Raw genomic sequence first — 16,427 nt, forward strand, 5'->3', positions numbered from 1 at the left:
GTCTCCTTGCATCGCTCAGTCGATGACGACCTTGGTCTCGCTCATCTCGCGCAGGGTCATGTGGATGCCCTCGCGGCCGAGCCCGCTCGACTTGATGCCGCCGAACGGCACGTTCTCGGCCCGGAAGTCGGGCCCTTCATTGATCATCACGCCGCCGACGCGCAGCCGGCGCGAGACGCGCTTCACGAGCGCATGGTCGTTGGTGAAGAGCCCGGCCTGCAGCCCGTAGGCGCCGGCATTGACCTCGGCGATCACCGCATCGGGGTCGTCGAAGCGGCGCACCGCCAGCACCGGCCCGAAGGTCTCGGTGCGGACGAGCTCGGCCTGGGCCGGCACGGCATCGAGCAGGGTGGGTGTGAAGAGGGTGCCGTCGCGGCTGCCGCCTGCAACGATCCGGGCGCCGTCGGCGACGGCGAGCCTGACGCGCCGCTCGACCTCGGCTGCCGCCGGCTCGTCGATCACCGTGCCCATGACGGTCGCCTCATCGGCCGGGTCGCCGGTCCGCACCGCGGCGATGCGGGCCTCGATGCGCGCGATCATCGCCTCGCGGATGTCGTCGTGCAGGTAGAGCCGCTTGACGGCGGCGCAGCTCTGGCCGGCGATCTCGAAGCGATGGCCGGTCGCGACCTCGGCGGCGCGGTCGAGATCCGCATCCGGCATGACGATCAGCGGGTCGTTGCCGCCGAGCTCCATCAGGCAGCGGAGGAGGCCGGACGCGTTCTTCAGCGCAAGGCCGGCAGCGGGCCCGCCGGTGAAGCTGAGCAGGTCGATGTCGCCGCTCGCGATCATCGCCGCGACGTCGGCGCCGCCATGGACGATCCCGAACAGGCCGGGCGGAAAGCCGATCTCGGCGGCGAGCTCCGCCAGGCGCTGGGCCGCCAGCGGCGCCTTGGGCGAGGGCTTCGCGACGACTGCGTTGCCGGCCGCGATGGCCGGGCCGAGCTTGTGGCAGAGCAGGTTGAGCGGATAGTTGAACGGGGTGATCGCGCCGAGAACGCCGGCTGGCTCATGGGTGATCACCGCCTGCTTGTCCGGCGCGCCGGGGACGATCGCCGTCGGCAGGACCTCGCCGTGGAGCACGGTGACGGCGTCGCCGCTCAGCCGCAGCGTGTTGCCGGCACGGCGAACCTCGTTGCGCGCTTCCGCGATGGTCTTGCCGACCTCGGCGCAGATGATGCGCGCCATCGCCTCTGCCTCTTCTCCGAGGCGGGCGGCGAGGCGGTGGAGCAGATTCTTGCGCTGGGCCGGCGTGCTGAAGCGGAAGGAGGACCAGGCCTTGCGGGCCTGGCGCAGCGCTTCGGCGACCCCGATCTCGTCGGCCTGCCGGACGCGGCCGACCAGCGAGCCGTCGAAGGGGCTGCGGACCTCGACCATGGCGGCGGCTGGAGCCCGGGCGGGTCTGGCGAGGGTAATGGTCACGGTAGCGTCACTCCGTTTCATCGGTGGTCAGTCTGGCGAGGGCGGCGAGCGAGACCGGGCGCAGCGGCCAGCGTGGCGGGGCGGCCGCCGGCATTGGCCGGCCGCGCAGCGCCGCGATCATCGGGCCGCAGAAGCGGCCCTGGCAGGCGCCGAGGCCGAAGCGGCCCATCAGGCGGATCTCGCGGGCGGAGGCGTCCTCCGGCAGGGCCGCGAGCTCGGCGTAGCTGCGCCCCTCGCAGCGGCAGATCAGGGTTTCCGGCGGCGGCGGCGCGGCTTCGGCATGGAGCGCCTGGGCGAGAGCTGTCTGGACGGCGCGTGCCCGGCTCAGGCCACGCTCCTCGGCGGGTGTGGTGGTCTCCGCGCGCCCGAAGCGGGCAAGCAGCTGCATCGCGGCGCGGCGGCCGTCGAGAATGGCGGCGTCGGCACCGAGCGCCTCGCGGCCGTCTCCCGCCAGCAGGACCGGCACCGCGGCGTCGGGCGCCGGGAGCGGAATCCCGGTGCGGTTCGGCGCGATGCCGTCATGGACCAGCAAATGCCGGACCTGGACGACGTCCTCTGCCGAGCCTGTCCGGATGACGACTTTCAGTCGGTCGCCCTGCGGTTCGGCCCGCGTCACCTCGGCACCGGTCCGATAGGGTACCCGGCTGGCGGCGAGCCGAGCCAGATAGCCGAGGCCCTCGCCGACAAGCCCCCCGGACAAGCCGAGCTGAGCCAGTGCGCCGGGCGCGCGCCAGGGCCGGCCGCGTTCGAGCACGGCGACCGGCGGATTGCCGGCCTCGGCGAGCTGGGCTGCGACCGCCAGCAGCAGCGGCCCGCTGCCGGCGACGAGGATGGGCCCCTGCGGCGGGCGGCCGGTTTCCTTGAGCAGCACCTGCGCGCCGCCGGCCGTCATCACCCCCGGCCGTTCCCAGCCGGGGAAGGGGCGGATCGTCTCGACCGCGCCGACGGCGATGATGGCCGCGCGCGGCCGGCAGGCGAAGACGCGCTCCGCGGCGCGGTCGTCGAAGAGAAAGCGCCCCTGGCCATCGACGCCGAGGAAGATGGTCCGGGTCCGGATTTCGATCCGCCCTGCTGTGGTGCTGAGCCGTGCCGTCAGCGCCGCCCAGTTGCGCCGGTGCCGCGCCGGCAGGCGGATATGGTGGGCATGGCCCGGTGCCGGCTGGCGGTGGATGGCGCCGCCGAGAGCGTCGCGCTGCTCGACGAGCAGCACCGGCAGGCCGGCTTCCGCCAGGCTCGCGGCTGCGCTTGCTCCCGCAGGGCCACCGCCGACGACGAGGACGGGTCCGTCAGTCATGATCGGCTTGCTCCTCCGCGAGCGGGGAAAGCCGCAGGCCGTTGCGTGCCGGCGTCAGGCAGGCCTCGACGGCGGCGGCGCCCGTCATCGCGACGAGGCAGCCCTGGCAGGCGCCGATCCCGCAGAAGATGCGCCCACGGCCGAGATGGACGATGCCGGCGCCGAGCAGCGCGGCGGCGATGGTCTCACCGGGCCGGAAGGGGACGGGTTCGCCGTTCCAGTAGAAATGGGCGGTCATGGCCTGCCTCCGGCCGAGGCGAAGCGCTGCGGCGACAGTGCCGAGAGGTCGATCCCGGCGGGCACCCCGAGCAGGAGGCGCGCGGCGCAGGCTCCCATCAGCGGGCCGAGGCAGATGCCGTCGCCCTCGAAGCCGGTGGCGATGGCGACACCCGGGAGATGCGGATGCAGCCCGAGGATCGGCAGGCCGTCGCGCGAGGCGGTGCGCACCCCGGCGAAGCTGCGCAGCACGCGGCGCTCCGCGAGCGGCGGGTAAAGGTCGAGCGCGTCGCGCAGGATCGCTGCGATGGTCGGGGCGTCGGTGGCGTGGTCATCGCGATGGTCCTCGCGGCTGCCGCCGATGAGGAACTGCCCGGTCATCAGCGGGTCGATCACCAGGCCGATATGGGCGTTGTCACGCACGATGCCGCGCTTGGCCGCCAGATAGGAGGCCGCCATCAGATGGCCGTCGATCGCCGGGCGGCCGGCCGCGGCACGATCCGTCACGGCCATCTGGCCCTTGCGCGGAATCAGGATGTCGCCGAGGCCGAGAAGGGCGGAGGAGCCGATTCCCGCGGCGACGAGGACCGCATCGGCGGCGAGATGCTCCTGCCGGATCGCGACGCCGCTGGCGCGCCCGGCCTGCGTCACGATCTCGGAGACGGGGGCGTCGCGGCGGATGGCGACGCGGCTGCGCTGCAGCAGGCGCTCGGTGATCTCGTAGCCGAGCGCATGCCCGTCATCGGGAATTTCCAGCGCCGCGCAGACGCTTTCGCCGAGGCCGGGAATGCGGGCGAGCAGGGCCGCGCGGCCGATCTCCTCGACCCGCTCGCCGGCCACCGCGAGATCGGCGCCGTGCTGGGCGACGAGTTCGGCCTCGACCGGCGTGCGGGCGACGAGGAAGGTGGAGCGGCGGTGGAACAGGCCGCGAAACAGCCCGTCGGCCTCGCAGCGGACATAGAAGGCGCGGGCGTGGCGGGCGATGTCCATCATCGGGCCGGGCCGCTTGGAGGCGACCGAGACCGCGCCGTCGGAAGCGCCGGTCGCGCCGGCGGCGGGGCCGGTGGCATCGAGCAGCGTCACCCGCGCCCCGGACGCGGCCAGGAAATGGGCGGCGGCGGCGCCGACGATTCCGGTGCCGACCACGGCGACGTGAAGGGAGGGGGAAGGAGGCATGCGGCGGCGGTTCGTCCGGGTCGAGCGATGGCCCGAACCTCGTCGGCTTCACCTGCCGGGTCGATCCAAATGATCCGCCCGGACTTGCCTCAATGTTTGCAAGTGAGGGAAAGCAACGTGCTGTAGGAAGCGAGACCGACCCGCCGGATGGAAGGGACCATGCGCGAAGCCAATCTGACGCTCATCCAGACCTTCTTCATCGTCGCGCGCGACGGCTCCTATTCCGCTGCGGCCCGCAAGCTCGGCATGAGCTACCAGTCGGCCGCCAACCATGTGCGCCGGCTCGAGCAGATGCTGGGCGAGCGGCTGGTGATCTCGGAGCAGGGCGCCAAGACCGTGCTTCTGACGCCGCGCGGGCGCAGCCTCTACAAGCTGCTGCTGCCCGAGCTCGATACCGTGCTGACCCGGCTCGACCGCACGCTGCAGAAGGAGCGGCCGGTCCTGCGCATCGGCCTGCCGCAGGCGATCTTCTTCTACCTGATGCCGCCGATCCTGGCGCGGTTCCGGGCGCTCTACCCGCAGGTCGAGATCATCGCCTATGAGCGCGACACCGCGCTGCCGGAAATGATCAAGGACGGCAGCCTCGATCTGTGCATCACGGAACGCTATTTCGGCGATCCGAACGTGCCGCAGCACCTGGTCTGCACCTATCGGCCGGCGCTGGTGCTGCCGCGGGAATGGGGCGTGCCGCCGGCCGGGGGCATCCGGCAATGGGCGCAGGGCCGGCCCTTCGTCACCTATGAGCCGGGCCAGCTACTGCGCAACCTCGCCATCGACTATCTCAGGCCGGACGATGCCGAGATGGAGATCGCCATCTCGACCTCGGGCAGCTCGAGCGTGAAGCGCTGCGTCGAGGCCGGGCTCGGCTATGCCGTCATTCCCGCCTGGTGCCTCGATGGCTCCGAGACCACGATCGCGATGGTCGATATTCCCGAGCTGCCGGAGATCCCGATCTATTTCGGCGAGGCGAGCTTCCTCGCCCGAAACCCCTATGTCGTGACCCTCCGCCAGCTCTGCGTCGGGCTGACGGCCGCCATCGGGACCACGCCGCCGCCATCCGAGGACGGCCTCTGACCGCTTTGGGCCGGGAAGGGCCAAGCCTTCCCCAAGACAGCGCTTGACGGCGCTCCGGCGCACTCTAGTCTGCTCAGCGATCGAGGTCCCCGGGATCGCTTCCCGGGGCTAAGAGGGAATTCGGTGAGGCGCTCCCGCGCCGAGGCCGAAGCTGCCCCCGCAACTGTGAGCGGCGAGCCTTCCGTCCATCGTCCACTGGCGCCATCGGTGCCGGGAAGGCCGGGCGGGACAGGCGACGACCCGCAAGCCAGGAGACCTGCCCCGATCGTCGAGTACGTCTTTCGGGCGGGGTGCCCCGGACATGTGCGTCGGCGGCAACCCCGCAAGGGCTCGTCTCCCGGTCACATCCGCCAGCGGCGCCCCGCTCCTCATCTCGGGGAGCGATGAAACCATGTTCATGCCGAAAATTGCCGCCTTGCGCATTCGCGCGGGCTTGACGCAGGTCCGTGCCGGGGCCTATCGGAAATGTAATAATGTTGCATTTCTGAGGTCTTCCGTGATCCGCCCTGCCGCGCGCCTGCTGCGCCTTCCGCTCGCCGCGCTGATCGGCGCGGCCCTCGCCGGCGCCGCGCAGGCGCAGCCCACGCAATATCCGCTGACGCTGGAGAACTGCCGCGAGACCGTCACCTTCGCCGCGCCGCCCAAGCGCGTCGTCGCGATCGGCCAGACGCAGACCGAAATCCTCTATGCGCTCGGCCTGGGCGATCGGATCGTCGGCACGGCGGTGTGGTTCTCGCCCGTCGCCAAGCCCTATGAAGCGGTCAATGCCAAGGTGAAGCGCCTCGCCGACAATGACCCGAGCTTCGAGGCCGTGCTCGCGCAGGAGCCGGACCTCGTCACCGCGATGTTCGAATGGCATGTCGGGCCCAATGGCATCGTCGCCAAGCGCGACCAGTTCGCCAGGGTGAAGGTTCCGACCTATGTCTCGCCGACGGATTGCGTGGGCAAGGACAATTCCGGCCCGGGCGACGGCGTGCGCACGCAGATGTTCACGATGGAGCTGGTCTACCGCAACATCCGCGAGTTCGGGCAGATCTTCGACGTCGCCGATCGCGCCGAGGCGCTGGTTGCGGCGCTCCGGGCGCGCGAGGCGAAGGCGGTCGAGGCCGTTGCCAGGCTGAAGGCGCAGGATATTCCGGTCGTCGTCTGGTTCTCGAGCAAGGACGTCAAGGGCGACGGCTTCATGGCCGGCAAGAATGGCGTGCCGGCCTATATCCTGTCGAAGCTCGGTGCGCGCAACGTCATCACCACCAACGAGGAGTGGCCGCTCGTGGGCTGGGAGAGCATTGCCGCCGCCAACCCGGCCGTGATCGTCGCGGTGAAGATGGATCGCCGCCGCTTCCCGGCCGACGACATCGACAAGAAGCTCGCATTCCTGAAGACCGACCCCGTCGCCAGCAAGCTCGATGCGGTGAAGAACAACCGTGTCGTGATCATGGATGTCGGCGCGACGCGCGCGGGGCTCGACACGGTCGACGGCATCGAGACGCTCGCCCGGGCGATCTCCGGCTTCGGCCTCGCCCCTTGAGCCACGCCGCACACGGGCCGAACTGGCCGGCACGGATCGGCCTCGCGCTGCTGGCGTTCGTCGCGCTCGCCGTCTCCGTGACGCTCGCGGTGACGATCGGCGAAATGGCGATCCCGTTCGAGGTCGCGCTCAGGGCGCTCGGCAACGGGCTGTTCGATCTCGGCCTGCCGGTCAGCGCGATCCAGCAGGGCGTGATCTTCGACTACCGGCTGAGCCGGGCGCTGATGGCCGGCCTGTGCGGCGGGGCGTTGGCGCTCTCCGGCGCCATCCTGCAGGCGCTGCTGCGCAACCCGCTGGCCGAACCCTATATCCTGGGGATCTCGGCCGGCGCGTCGACCGGGGCGGTGGCGGTGCTGATCCTCGGCGTCGGCATCGGCGGCACGGCGCTCAGCCTGTCGGCGGGTGCCTTCGTCGGCTCCTGCGCGGCGCTCGCCGTCGTCGCGCTGCTCTCGGCGGGGGCCGGCGGCGCGAGCGACCGCGTCATCCTGGCGGGCGTCGCCGCGTCCCAGCTGTTCAACGCGGCGACGGCCACCATCGTCACCACGCTCGCCAGCGCCGAGCAGGCGCGAGGGGTGATGTTCTGGCTGCTCGGCAATTTCGGTGGGGTGCGCTGGCCCGACCTCTGGATGGCGACACCGGTCGCGCTGATCGGCTTCGCCATCTGCATGCTGCACGCCAAGGCGCTCGACGCCTTCGCCTTCGGCGCGGATGCTGCGGCCTCGCTCGGCGTCGCGGTGACGCGCGTGCGCGTCGTCCTGTTCGCGACGACGGCGGTGATGACGGCCGCGATGGTCAGCATCGTCGGCACGATCGGCTTCGTCGGCCTGGTCATTCCCCATGCGGCGCGCTTCCTCGTCGGCTCCGGCCATGCCCGGTTGCTGCCGGCCTGCCTGGTGACCGGCGCGGTCTTCATGATCCTCGCCGACATCCTCTCGCGGGTGCTGATTCCGCAGCAGATCCTGCCGATCGGCGTGGTCACGGCGCTGGTCGGCGCGCCTGCCTTCGCGCTGATCCTCTATCGCGCCCGGAACCCGGCATGACGCTCGCAGCCCATGAGGTGCGCTGGAGCGCGGCCGGTCGCCTGATCGTCGACGGCGTCAGCCTGGAGGCGGCGCCGGGGCGGATCCTCGGGCTGATCGGTCCGAACGGATCGGGCAAGTCGAGCCTGCTGCGCCTGCTTTGCCGGTTGCGCAACGTCGCGAGCGGCGTCGTCAAACTCGACGGGCGCGACATCGCCGGGGTGCCGCGGCGCGCGCTGGCGCAACGGCTCGCCTTCGTCGAGCAGCAGGCGACGACCGAGATGCAGCTCTCGGTTTGCGACGTCGTCCGGCTCGGCCGCACGCCGCATCGCGCGGCGCTGGCCTCCTGGAACGGTGCCGACGAGGCGGCGGTCTCCGCCGCGCTGGAGCGGGTCGGCCTGTCCGAGCGGCACGACCAGCCCTGGCACACGCTGTCGGGCGGCGAGCGCCAGCGCGTCCATATCGCGCGGGCGCTGGCGCAGGAGCCGAGCGAGCTGATCCTCGACGAACCGACCAACCATCTCGACATCCAGCACCAACTCTCGATCCTGGCGCTGATCCGCCGGCTCGGCGTCACCTGCATCGTCGCGCTGCACGACCTGAACCTCGCGGCGCTGTTCTGCGACGAGATCGCGCTGCTCCATGGCGGCCGGCTGCAGGCGGCGGGCACTCCCGAAGCGGTGCTGACGGAGGAGACAATCCGCGCGGTGTTCGGCGTCGCCGTGTCGATCCGGCCCGGCGCGTCCGGGCGTCCGCATATCGAATATCTCGTCGCGACGGACAGGCCCGCAGAGGAGGGAGCATGAGGCAAGACGACACCCAGGCCGCGGTCAGCGACTACTGGAGCCGGCGCGCGCCCGCCTTCGACGGCGTCGCCTCGCATGTCGCGCAGGCCGGGCTCTGGCGGCGGGTGTTGGAAGCGGCCTTCGAGGCGGATGGTCCCAAGGATGTCGTCGACCTCGGCACCGGCACGGGCGCCTGCGCGCTGGTCGCAGCCGGCCTCGGCCATCGCGTGCAGGCCTGCGACGGGGCGGCCGGCATGCTCGCCGTCGCCCGCCAGGCGGCGGAGACCAGCGGTCTCTCCATCGCGTTCGAGCATGCGCTGATCGAGGATTGCACGTTCGCCGACGCCTCGGCCGACATCGTCACGCTGCGCAATGTGCTGTGGACCTTGCCCGATCCCGCGGCCGCGCTCCGCAAGGCGCATAAGCTGCTGAGGCCGGGCGGCCTGATCCTCGTCTCGGACGGGCTGTGGTCGGTCGCGCCGCAATACCGCTCGACCTATGCGGAGGGGCTCGCCGCCGCTCTGCCCCGGCATGACGGGCTGAGCGAGGACGATGCCAGGGCGATGCTGGCCGAGGCCGGATTCGGCCCGGCGCGGGGCTGGCAGCAGCTGTTCGCCGGCTCGCCCTATCCGGGCGACGTCCCGATGTTCGTGCTGACGGCGCGGAAGCCCTGACGCGATTTGCCGCGGTCCGCGCGATCCGCCGCTTGACAAGCGGCGCCGATCGCGGCCTGCATCTGCGGCGGCCCGCCGACGGGCCGGGCGGTTTCTGTTCGAGGTCATGGTCGTGCCCAGCGTGGCGGTAATGTCCCGGTTCCGGTTCGCTGCAGACGCGGCGGTTTCCGGCCGCGCCTTTACGACCGGCCGAGGTTGACGGCAGCGCGTCGCGCGCCACCCCATCCCGCCATCCTCCCCGTACCTTCCAGCTTCGGGAGCCCGTGCGAGCGGGCCGCTGTCCCCATGTCCGATTCTTCTTCTTCTTCTCTGATTCTCGCTCTTTCCTGCCCCGACCGGCCGGGCATCGTCGCCGCCGTCTCGACGCTGCTCGCCGAGGCCGGCTGCAATATCCGCGACGCCCAGCAATTCGACGACATCGAGACCGGGCGCTTCTTCATGCGGGTCGTGTTCGACCGGCTGGAGGGCGCGCGCGGCGTCGCGGAGATCCGCGCGCTCGTCGACGAACTCGCGGCGCGCTTCGGGATGACCGTTTCGCTGCGCGATGCGGCGGCGCGCAAGCGCGTCATGCTGCTGGTCTCGAAATTCGACCATTGCCTCGCCGACCTGATCTATCGCTGGCGCATCGGCGAATTGCCGATGGACATCACCGGCATCGTCTCGAACCATGCCCGCGAGCACATCGCCTCGACCGATCTCGGCGACCTGCCGTTCCACCACATGCCGATCAACCGGCAGACGAAGATGGAGCAGGAGGCCGAGCTCTGGCGGCTGATCCAGGAGACGCAGACCGAGCTCGTCGTGCTCGCCCGCTACATGCAGATCCTCTCGGACGGCCTCTCGGCCAAGCTGACCGGGCGCTGCATCAACATCCACCACTCGTTCCTGCCCGGCTTCAAGGGCGCCAAGCCCTACCACCAGGCCCATGAGCGCGGCGTCAAGCTGATCGGGGCGACGGCGCATTACGTCACCTCCGATCTCGACGAGGGCCCGATCATCGAGCAGGACGTCGAGCGCATCTCCCATCGCGACACGCCCGACGACCTCGTCCGCAAGGGGCGCGACATCGAGCGGCGCGTGCTGGCGCGCGCCGTGCGCTGCCATCTCGAGGACCGCGTATTGCTGAACGGCAAGAAGACCGTCGTCTTCACGGATTGAGGCGCGCTTCAGCCGATGGGGAAGCCCGGCGCGGCGGGAAAAGCCGCGCCGGCTAGCCGAGGCCGAGCATCCGGCGCGCCAGGTCCGGCCCGCCGCCGCCGGCGAAATCGTCGAAGGCGGTTTCCGTCACGCGGATGATGTGGTCGGCGATGAAGCGGGCGCCCTCGCGCGCGCCGTCCTCGGGATGCTTCAGGGCGCATTCCCATTCCAGCACGGCCCAGCCGTCGAAACCGTATTGGGCGAGCTTCGAGAAGATCGCCTTGAAGTCGACCTGGCCGTCGCCGAGCGAGCGGAAGCGTCCGGCCCGGTCGAGCCATGAGGCGAAGCCGGAATAGACGCCCTGGCGGCCGTTCGGCCGGAACTCGGCGTCCTTCACATGGAAAGCGCTGATGCGCTCATGATAGATGTCGATGAAGGCGAGGTAATCGAGCTGCTGCAGCAGGAAATGCGAGGGGTCGTAATTGATCCGGCAGCGGCGGTGACCGCCGAGGCGGTCGAGGAAGAGTTCGAAAGTCGCGCCGTCGAAGACGTCCTCGCCGGGATGGATCTCGAAGCCGATATCGACGCCATGCTCCTCATAGACGTCGAGGATCGGCCGCCAGCGCTTCGCCAGTTCGCCAAAGGCCTCGTCGACCAGCCCAGCGGGGCGCTGCGGCCAGGGGTAGAGGAACGGCCAGGCGAGCGCGCCGGTGAAGCTGACCGAACCGTCGAGGCCGAGGCGGCGCGACGCCTTGGCCGCAAGCTTCATCTGCTCGACCGCCCAGGCCTGCCGCTCCGCCGGCTTGCCGCGCAGGCGGGCAGGCGCGAATACGTCGAAGGCGGCGTCATAGGCGGGATGGACCGCGACGAGCTGGCCCTGGATATGGGTCGAGAGCTCGGTGATCGCGACGCCGTTGGCGCGGGCGATGCCGGCGATCTCGTCGCAATAATCCTGTGAAGCCGCCGCCTTCTCGAGATCGAAGAAACGCGCATCCGAGGAGGGCAACTGCACGCCGCGATAGCCGAGGCCCGCGGCCCAGCGGGTAATCGCGTTCCAGTCGTCGAAAGGCGCGGTGTCGCCCGCGAACTGGGCGAGAAAGATGGCGGGGCCTTGCATCGTGGCCGGCATCGGCGGATTCTCCCGTTTCCGCCCAGCTTGGCGCGAGGCGCGCAGTTTCGTCCAGACCGCAGCCGGCCCGCCGCGGCGGGATCTTCGAGGAAGCTTTTGCCTGATTTTGGCCGAAGTTCGGTCTTGAGAGGCGCGGCCGGCTTTTCTAGCCTCACGGCAATCGGTCGCGAACAGGCCGAACGCATATTGGGAGGTCGGCCATCGCCTTGCCCTGGCACCGCTTGAGCCCGGATGAGCTCGCGCTGCTCGAAGCGACCTTCTGGTCGGGCGGCGTCGCGCGCCATGCGTTGGCCGACACGCTGCAGTTCTCGCGCAGCAAGACGAATGCGCTGACGGCGGGGCTCCTCGACCAGGGGTTGCTCGACGAGGCGGGTGCCCAGCATTCGACCGGCGGGCGACGTCCGGAGACGCTCAAGGTCCATGGCCGCATCGGCGTGCTTTTCGGCGTCGACATCGGCGCGACCAGCCTCGATGTGGCGCTGCTGCGGCCGGACCTCACCATCATCGCCCGCCATTCCCAGGAGGCCGACGTCCAGGCCGGCCCGGGGCCGATCATGGCCCGGCTGCGCAGCCTGCTGCCGGCCATGCTGGCGCAGAACGGCATCGCGCCGGATCGGGTGCTCGCGGTCGGCATCGGCGTGCCCGGCCCGGTCAATTTCGCCGTCGGCCAGCTCGTCAACCCGCCGCTGATGCCGGGCTGGGACAGCTATGCCATCCGCGACGACATGCGGGAGATCACCGACGCTCCGGTCTTCGTCGACAACGACGTGAACCTGATGGCGCTCGGCGTGCTCTGGCGCCAGCGCAAGCAGATCGACAATTTCCTGGTGATCAAGGTCGGCACCGGCATCGGCTGCGGCATCGTCTGCCATGGCGAGCTCTATCGCGGCGCCACCGGCTCGGCCGGCGATATCGGCCATATCTGCGCCGATCCGGAGGGGCCGCTCTGCCGCTGCGGCAATCGCGGCTGCGTCGAGGCCATGGCCGCGGCGCCGGCCATCGTGGCGATGGGCGTCGATGCGGCGCAGAGCGGGCGCAGCCCGGCGCTGGCGGCGAAGCTCGCCGAGAAGGGCAGGGTGGAGGCGAGCGATGTCGGCGCCGCCTGCCGCGCCGGCGATGCCGAGGCGGATGCGATCGTGCGCCGCTCCGGCCGGCTGATCGGCCAGGTGCTGGCGGCGCTCGTGAACTTCTACAACCCGTCCCACATCTTCATCGGCGGCGGCGTCTCGGCGATCGGCCCGATGTTCCTCGCCGCGATCCGCCAGAGCGTGAACCAGCGTTCGCTCGCCCTCTCGACCCGCCATCTCGAGATCACCGCCGCGCCGCTCGGCTCCGAGACGGGGCTGATCGGCGCAGGCGTGCTCGCCATGCGCGAGGCCCTGCGCAGCGGGAGCCCGGCATGAGCGGGACGCAGCAGCAGGCGGGGCTGTCCGTCGCCTTCGACGGCATCGTCAAGCGCTTCGGGCCGGTCCAGGTCCTGCACGGCGTCTCCTTCGCGCTCGAGCCCGGCCGCGTCTACGGGCTGCTCGGCGAGAACGGCGCCGGCAAGTCGACTCTGATGAAGATCCTCGCCGGCTACGAACAGCCGAGCGAGGGCCGGGTGCTGGTCGACGGCGAAGCCGTCGCCTTCTCCGGCTCCCGCGACGCGGAGGCGCGCGGGATCGTGCTGATCCACCAGGAATTCAACCTGGCGGAGGATCTCTCGATCGCCGGCAACATCTTCCTCGGGCATGAGCGCCGCAAGGGCTGGTTTCTCGACGAGCGCGCGATGCGCAGCGAGGCTGAGGCCGCGCTCGCCGCGGTCGGCCTCACGCGCGATCCGGACGAGCCAGTGCGCCGCCTGATCGTCGCCGAGAAGCAGCTGGTCGAGATCGCCAAGGCGCTGTCGCGCAAGGCGCGCTTCCTCATCATGGACGAGCCGACCGCGACGCTGACGCCGTCCGAGGTCTCGCGGCTGTTCGGCCTGATCGAGCGGATGAAGGCGCAGGGCGTCACCATCGTCTACATTTCGCACAAGCTCGACGAGGTGGAGCGCATCACCGACGAGGTCGTGGTGATGCGCGACGGCCGGCTGGTCGGCCGGGCGCCCACCGCCTCGCTCACCCGCCACGACATGGCGACGATGATGGTCGGGCGCGAGATCGCCGATCTCTTCCCCGACAAGGTGGAGCCGCAGGCGGCGGCCGCGCCCGCGCTGCAGGTCGAAGGCTTCACCGTGCCCGGCTGGGCGCAGGACGTTTCCTTCGCCGTGCGGCCGGGCGAGATCCTCGGCTTCGCGGGGCTGGTCGGCGCCGGCCGCACCGAGCTGTTCGAAGGCATCATGGGGCTGAGGCCGGGCAGCGGCACGATCCGGCTCGGCGGCAGGCCGGCCGCGCTGCGCTCGCCCCGTGACGCCGCCCGCAACGGCCTCACCTATCTGAGCGAGGACCGCAAGGGGAAGGGGCTGCACACCGCCTTTCCGTTGCGTCCTAACCTCACCCTGATGGCGCTGGAGCGCTATGCCCGGCCCTGGCTCGACCAGGGCGCAGAGCGCGAGGCGCTGAAGGGCGCCGTCGCCGAATTCGGCATCCGCACCGGCTCGCTGGAAGCGCGCGCCGCGTCGCTCTCCGGCGGCAACCAGCAGAAGCTGGCGCTGGCCAAGGTGCTGCATCCGGAGCCGCGGGTCGTGGTGCTCGACGAGCCGACGCGCGGCGTCGATGTCGGCGCCAAGCGCGAGATCTACTTCCTGATCCAGAAGCTGGCGGCGAAGGGGCTCGCCGTCGTCGTGATCTCCTCGGAACTGATCGAGCTGATCGGCCTCGCCCATCGCGTCGCGATCATGCGCGAGGGGCGGCTGGTCGCGACCGTCGGCGGAGACGAGATGACGGAGGAGACGATGATCGCCTACGCAACGGGAGCGCGCCATGTCGCAGCCTGAGACCCTGCAGGGCGCAGCCGCCGGCGGGCGGCGGGAGAACGGAACGCCTCTGGCGGAGCGCATCGCCAGCATCGGGCCGGTCATCGGCCTGATCCTGCTCTGCGGCCTCGGCGCGCTGCTCAACGGCGATTTCGCCACGCTCGACAACGGCCTCAACGTGCTCACCCGCACGGCCTTCATCGGCATCATCGCGGTCGGGATGTGCTTCGTCATCATCCTGGGCGGCATCGACCTCTCGGTCGGCTCGATGGCGGCGCTGATCGCCGGCTGCGTCATCATGTTCATCAACTGGGCGGCGGGCGCGCTCGGCTCGCCCCTGCTCGCGGTGGTGTGCGGCGCCGGGCTTGCCGTGCTGCTCGGCGCCGTCTTCGGGCTGATCCATGGCGTGCTGATCGCGAAGGGGCGGATCGAGCCGTTCATCGTCACGCTCGGCACGCTCGGCATCTTCCGGGCCTACCTGACCTATTTCGCGGATGGCGGGGCGCTGACGCTGGAGAACAACCTCGCCGACATCTATGCCCCGGTCTATTACGGCAGCCTCGCCGGCGTCCCGATCCCGGTCGTGGTCTTCCTGCTGGTCGCGATCGTCGGCGCGGTGATCCTGAACAAGACGGCCTTCGGCCGCCATGTCCAGGCCATCGGCTCCAACGAGACGGTCGCCCGCTACGCGGCGGTCGATGTCGAGCGGGTCAAGATCCTCACCTACATGCTGCTCGGCATCTGCGTCGGCATCGCCACGCTGCTCTACGTGCCGCGCCTCGGCTCGGCCTCGCCGACCACGGGCCTGCTCTGGGAGCTCGAGGCGATCGCCTCGGTCATCGTCGGCGGCGCCGCGCTGAAGGGCGGCCATGGCAGCATCACCGGCACGGTCATCGGCGCGATCCTGCTCTCGGTGATCAGCAACATCCTCAACCTGACGAGCCTGATCAGCGTCTATCTCAACGCCGCCGTGCAGGGCTTCGTCATCATCACCGTCGCGTTTTTGCAGAAAGGCCGCCGCTGAAGGTTGGCCATACAGGGAGAGAAAGCGATGTCCATGCAGACCAGACGCAGCCTCATGCTTGCCGCCGCAGCCGGCCTCGCCTTCGCGGCGAGCGGTGCCGCCGCCGAGCCCGTCAATCTCGGCGTCTCGATTCCGGCCGCGACGCACAGCTTCATGGGCGGCATCAACTACTGGGCCAACCAGGCCAAGAAGGATCTCGAAGCCAAGCACAAGGACCTCAAGATCACGATCCGCACCGCCGCCAACGCGACCGAGCAGGCCAACCAGCTCCAGGACCTGAGCACGGTCAACAAGATCAATGCGCTCGTCGTCTTCCCCTTCGAGTCGGCGGCGCTGACCCGGCCGGTCGCCAATGTGAAGGCCAAGGGCGCCTATGTGACGGTGGTCGACCGCGGCCTCACCGACACCTCCGCCCAGGATGCCTATGTCGCCGGCGACAACACCGCCTTCGGCAAGATCCCGGCCGAGTACATCGCCAAGACGCTGGGCGGGAAGGGCACCGTCGTGGCGCTGCGCGGCATCCCGACCACGCTCGACAACGAGCGCATGGATGCCTTCAACGGCGTGCTGAAAGGCCATCCCGACATCAAGCTGCTCGACGCCAAATACGCCAACTGGAACCGCGACGACGCCTACAAGGTGACGCAGGACTTCCTGACGCGCTTCAAGGATATCGACGCCTTCTGGGCGGCCGATGACGACATGGCCTTCGGCGCGATCCGGGCGATCGACCAGGCGGGGCGCAAGGACATCAAGATCATCTTCGGCGGCGCCGGCGCCAAGGACATGGTCAAGCTGATCATCGACAACAAGGATCCGCGCATCCAGGCGAATGTCAGCTATTCGCCGAAGTTCATCTACGACGCGATCAAGCTGACGGCGGAGGCGCGGCTCAAGGGCGAGAAGCTGCCGGCGACCACGATCATCCCCTCGGTGCTGATCGACAAGGGCAATGCCAAGGACTTCTACCATCCCGACTCGCCATTCTGAGGCCGAGGCGCCCTTGCGGCCGCTTCGCCCGCGGAGCGGCCGTCCTTCCCACGCATGGATGAGCCG

Annotated in this window: 15 protein-coding genes and 1 riboswitch; of the genes, 10 read left to right on the plus strand and 5 right to left on the minus strand. The window is 70.2% G+C overall.

Going from position 1 to position 16,427, the window contains the following annotated elements:
• Nucleotides 1-15: 15 nt before the first annotated feature.
• Genes B5Y19_RS15730 through B5Y19_RS15745 form a run of 4 tightly spaced genes read right to left on the minus strand, consistent with a single transcriptional unit; the run spans nucleotide 16 to nucleotide 4,105 of the window.
• The gene (locus B5Y19_RS15730) at nucleotides 16-1,419 is read right to left on the minus strand and encodes an aldehyde dehydrogenase family protein (RefSeq protein ID WP_244555608.1); all 1,404 of its coding nucleotides are present in this window, start codon (nucleotides 1,417-1,419) and stop codon (nucleotides 16-18) included.
• Between the two features lie 7 nt (nucleotides 1,420-1,426).
• The gene (locus B5Y19_RS15735) at nucleotides 1,427-2,713 is read right to left on the minus strand and encodes an FAD-dependent oxidoreductase (protein ID WP_055727759.1); all 1,287 of its coding nucleotides are present in this window, start codon (nucleotides 2,711-2,713) and stop codon (nucleotides 1,427-1,429) included.
• Complete coding sequence (locus B5Y19_RS15740) at nucleotides 2,706-2,951, minus strand: 2Fe-2S iron-sulfur cluster-binding protein (RefSeq protein ID WP_055727760.1); 246 nt, start codon at nucleotides 2,949-2,951, stop codon at nucleotides 2,706-2,708. Before B5Y19_RS15740 ends, B5Y19_RS15735 begins: the two co-directional genes overlap by 8 nt.
• Nucleotides 2,948-4,105 carry an NAD(P)/FAD-dependent oxidoreductase gene (locus B5Y19_RS15745; RefSeq protein ID WP_055727761.1) on the minus strand — a complete coding sequence of 386 codons (1,158 nt, stop codon included), beginning with the start codon at nucleotides 4,103-4,105 and terminating at the stop codon, nucleotides 2,948-2,950. The genes B5Y19_RS15740 and B5Y19_RS15745 overlap by 4 nt, the downstream gene beginning before the upstream one ends.
• A gap of 159 nt (nucleotides 4,106-4,264) precedes the next feature.
• Here B5Y19_RS15745 and B5Y19_RS15750 point away from each other — a divergent pair, with 159 nt between their 5' ends.
• The 6 genes from B5Y19_RS15750 (at nucleotide 4,265) to purU (ending at nucleotide 10,343) form a co-directional block, all read left to right on the plus strand.
• On the plus strand, nucleotides 4,265-5,179 hold the full coding sequence (locus tag B5Y19_RS15750; protein WP_055727829.1) for a LysR family transcriptional regulator: 915 nt from the start codon (nucleotides 4,265-4,267) through the stop codon (nucleotides 5,177-5,179).
• 66 nt (nucleotides 5,180-5,245) lie between these two features.
• Nucleotides 5,246-5,457, plus strand: a riboswitch (cobalamin riboswitch).
• A 242-nt stretch (nucleotides 5,458-5,699) separates the two neighbouring features.
• Nucleotides 5,700-6,707: an ABC transporter substrate-binding protein gene (locus B5Y19_RS15755; protein ID WP_411914155.1), complete on the plus strand. Its 1,008-nt coding sequence runs from the start codon at nucleotides 5,700-5,702 to the stop codon at nucleotides 6,705-6,707.
• Entirely contained in the window at nucleotides 6,704-7,747 is a 1,044-nt protein-coding gene (locus tag B5Y19_RS15760) for a FecCD family ABC transporter permease (RefSeq protein ID WP_055727763.1), read from the plus strand. Before B5Y19_RS15755 ends, B5Y19_RS15760 begins: the two co-directional genes overlap by 4 nt.
• Nucleotides 7,744-8,532 (plus strand): ABC transporter ATP-binding protein, encoded by a 789-nt coding sequence (locus B5Y19_RS15765; RefSeq protein ID WP_055727764.1) that lies wholly within the window; start codon nucleotides 7,744-7,746, stop codon nucleotides 8,530-8,532. Before B5Y19_RS15760 ends, B5Y19_RS15765 begins: the two co-directional genes overlap by 4 nt.
• On the plus strand, nucleotides 8,529-9,185 hold the full coding sequence (locus B5Y19_RS15770; RefSeq protein WP_055727765.1) for a class I SAM-dependent methyltransferase: 657 nt from the start codon (nucleotides 8,529-8,531) through the stop codon (nucleotides 9,183-9,185). The genes B5Y19_RS15765 and B5Y19_RS15770 overlap by 4 nt, the downstream gene beginning before the upstream one ends.
• 285 nt (nucleotides 9,186-9,470) lie before the next feature.
• A complete protein-coding gene (gene purU / locus B5Y19_RS15775) occupies nucleotides 9,471-10,343 on the plus strand; it encodes a formyltetrahydrofolate deformylase (protein WP_055727766.1) in 873 nt (290 codons plus the stop codon).
• Between the two features lie 52 nt (nucleotides 10,344-10,395).
• Here the strand turns inward: purU and B5Y19_RS15780 are convergent, their stop codons facing one another.
• On the minus strand, nucleotides 10,396-11,451 hold the full coding sequence (locus B5Y19_RS15780) for a sugar phosphate isomerase/epimerase family protein (protein ID WP_055727767.1): 1,056 nt from the start codon (nucleotides 11,449-11,451) through the stop codon (nucleotides 10,396-10,398).
• Between the two features lie 206 nt (nucleotides 11,452-11,657).
• Between B5Y19_RS15780 and B5Y19_RS15785 the strand changes: the two genes are divergently transcribed.
• Genes B5Y19_RS15785 through B5Y19_RS15800 form a run of 4 tightly spaced genes read left to right on the plus strand, consistent with a single transcriptional unit; the run spans nucleotide 11,658 to nucleotide 16,361 of the window.
• On the plus strand, nucleotides 11,658-12,854 hold the full coding sequence (locus tag B5Y19_RS15785; RefSeq protein ID WP_139384412.1) for an ROK family protein: 1,197 nt from the start codon (nucleotides 11,658-11,660) through the stop codon (nucleotides 12,852-12,854).
• Nucleotides 12,851-14,368, plus strand: coding sequence for a sugar ABC transporter ATP-binding protein (locus B5Y19_RS15790; protein WP_055727769.1), 1,518 nt, complete (start codon nucleotides 12,851-12,853; stop codon nucleotides 14,366-14,368). Before B5Y19_RS15785 ends, B5Y19_RS15790 begins: the two co-directional genes overlap by 4 nt.
• The gene (locus B5Y19_RS15795) at nucleotides 14,355-15,371 is read left to right on the plus strand and encodes an ABC transporter permease (RefSeq protein WP_055727770.1); all 1,017 of its coding nucleotides are present in this window, start codon (nucleotides 14,355-14,357) and stop codon (nucleotides 15,369-15,371) included. Before B5Y19_RS15790 ends, B5Y19_RS15795 begins: the two co-directional genes overlap by 14 nt.
• 27 nt (nucleotides 15,372-15,398) lie before the next feature.
• On the plus strand, nucleotides 15,399-16,361 hold the full coding sequence (locus B5Y19_RS15800) for a substrate-binding domain-containing protein (RefSeq protein WP_055727771.1): 963 nt from the start codon (nucleotides 15,399-15,401) through the stop codon (nucleotides 16,359-16,361).
• The last annotated feature ends 66 nt before the right edge of the window (nucleotides 16,362-16,427 follow it).

Source organism: Allobosea thiooxidans (genome assembly GCF_900168195.1).
GTDB classification, from domain to species: Bacteria; Pseudomonadota; Alphaproteobacteria; order Rhizobiales; family Beijerinckiaceae; genus Allobosea; species Allobosea thiooxidans.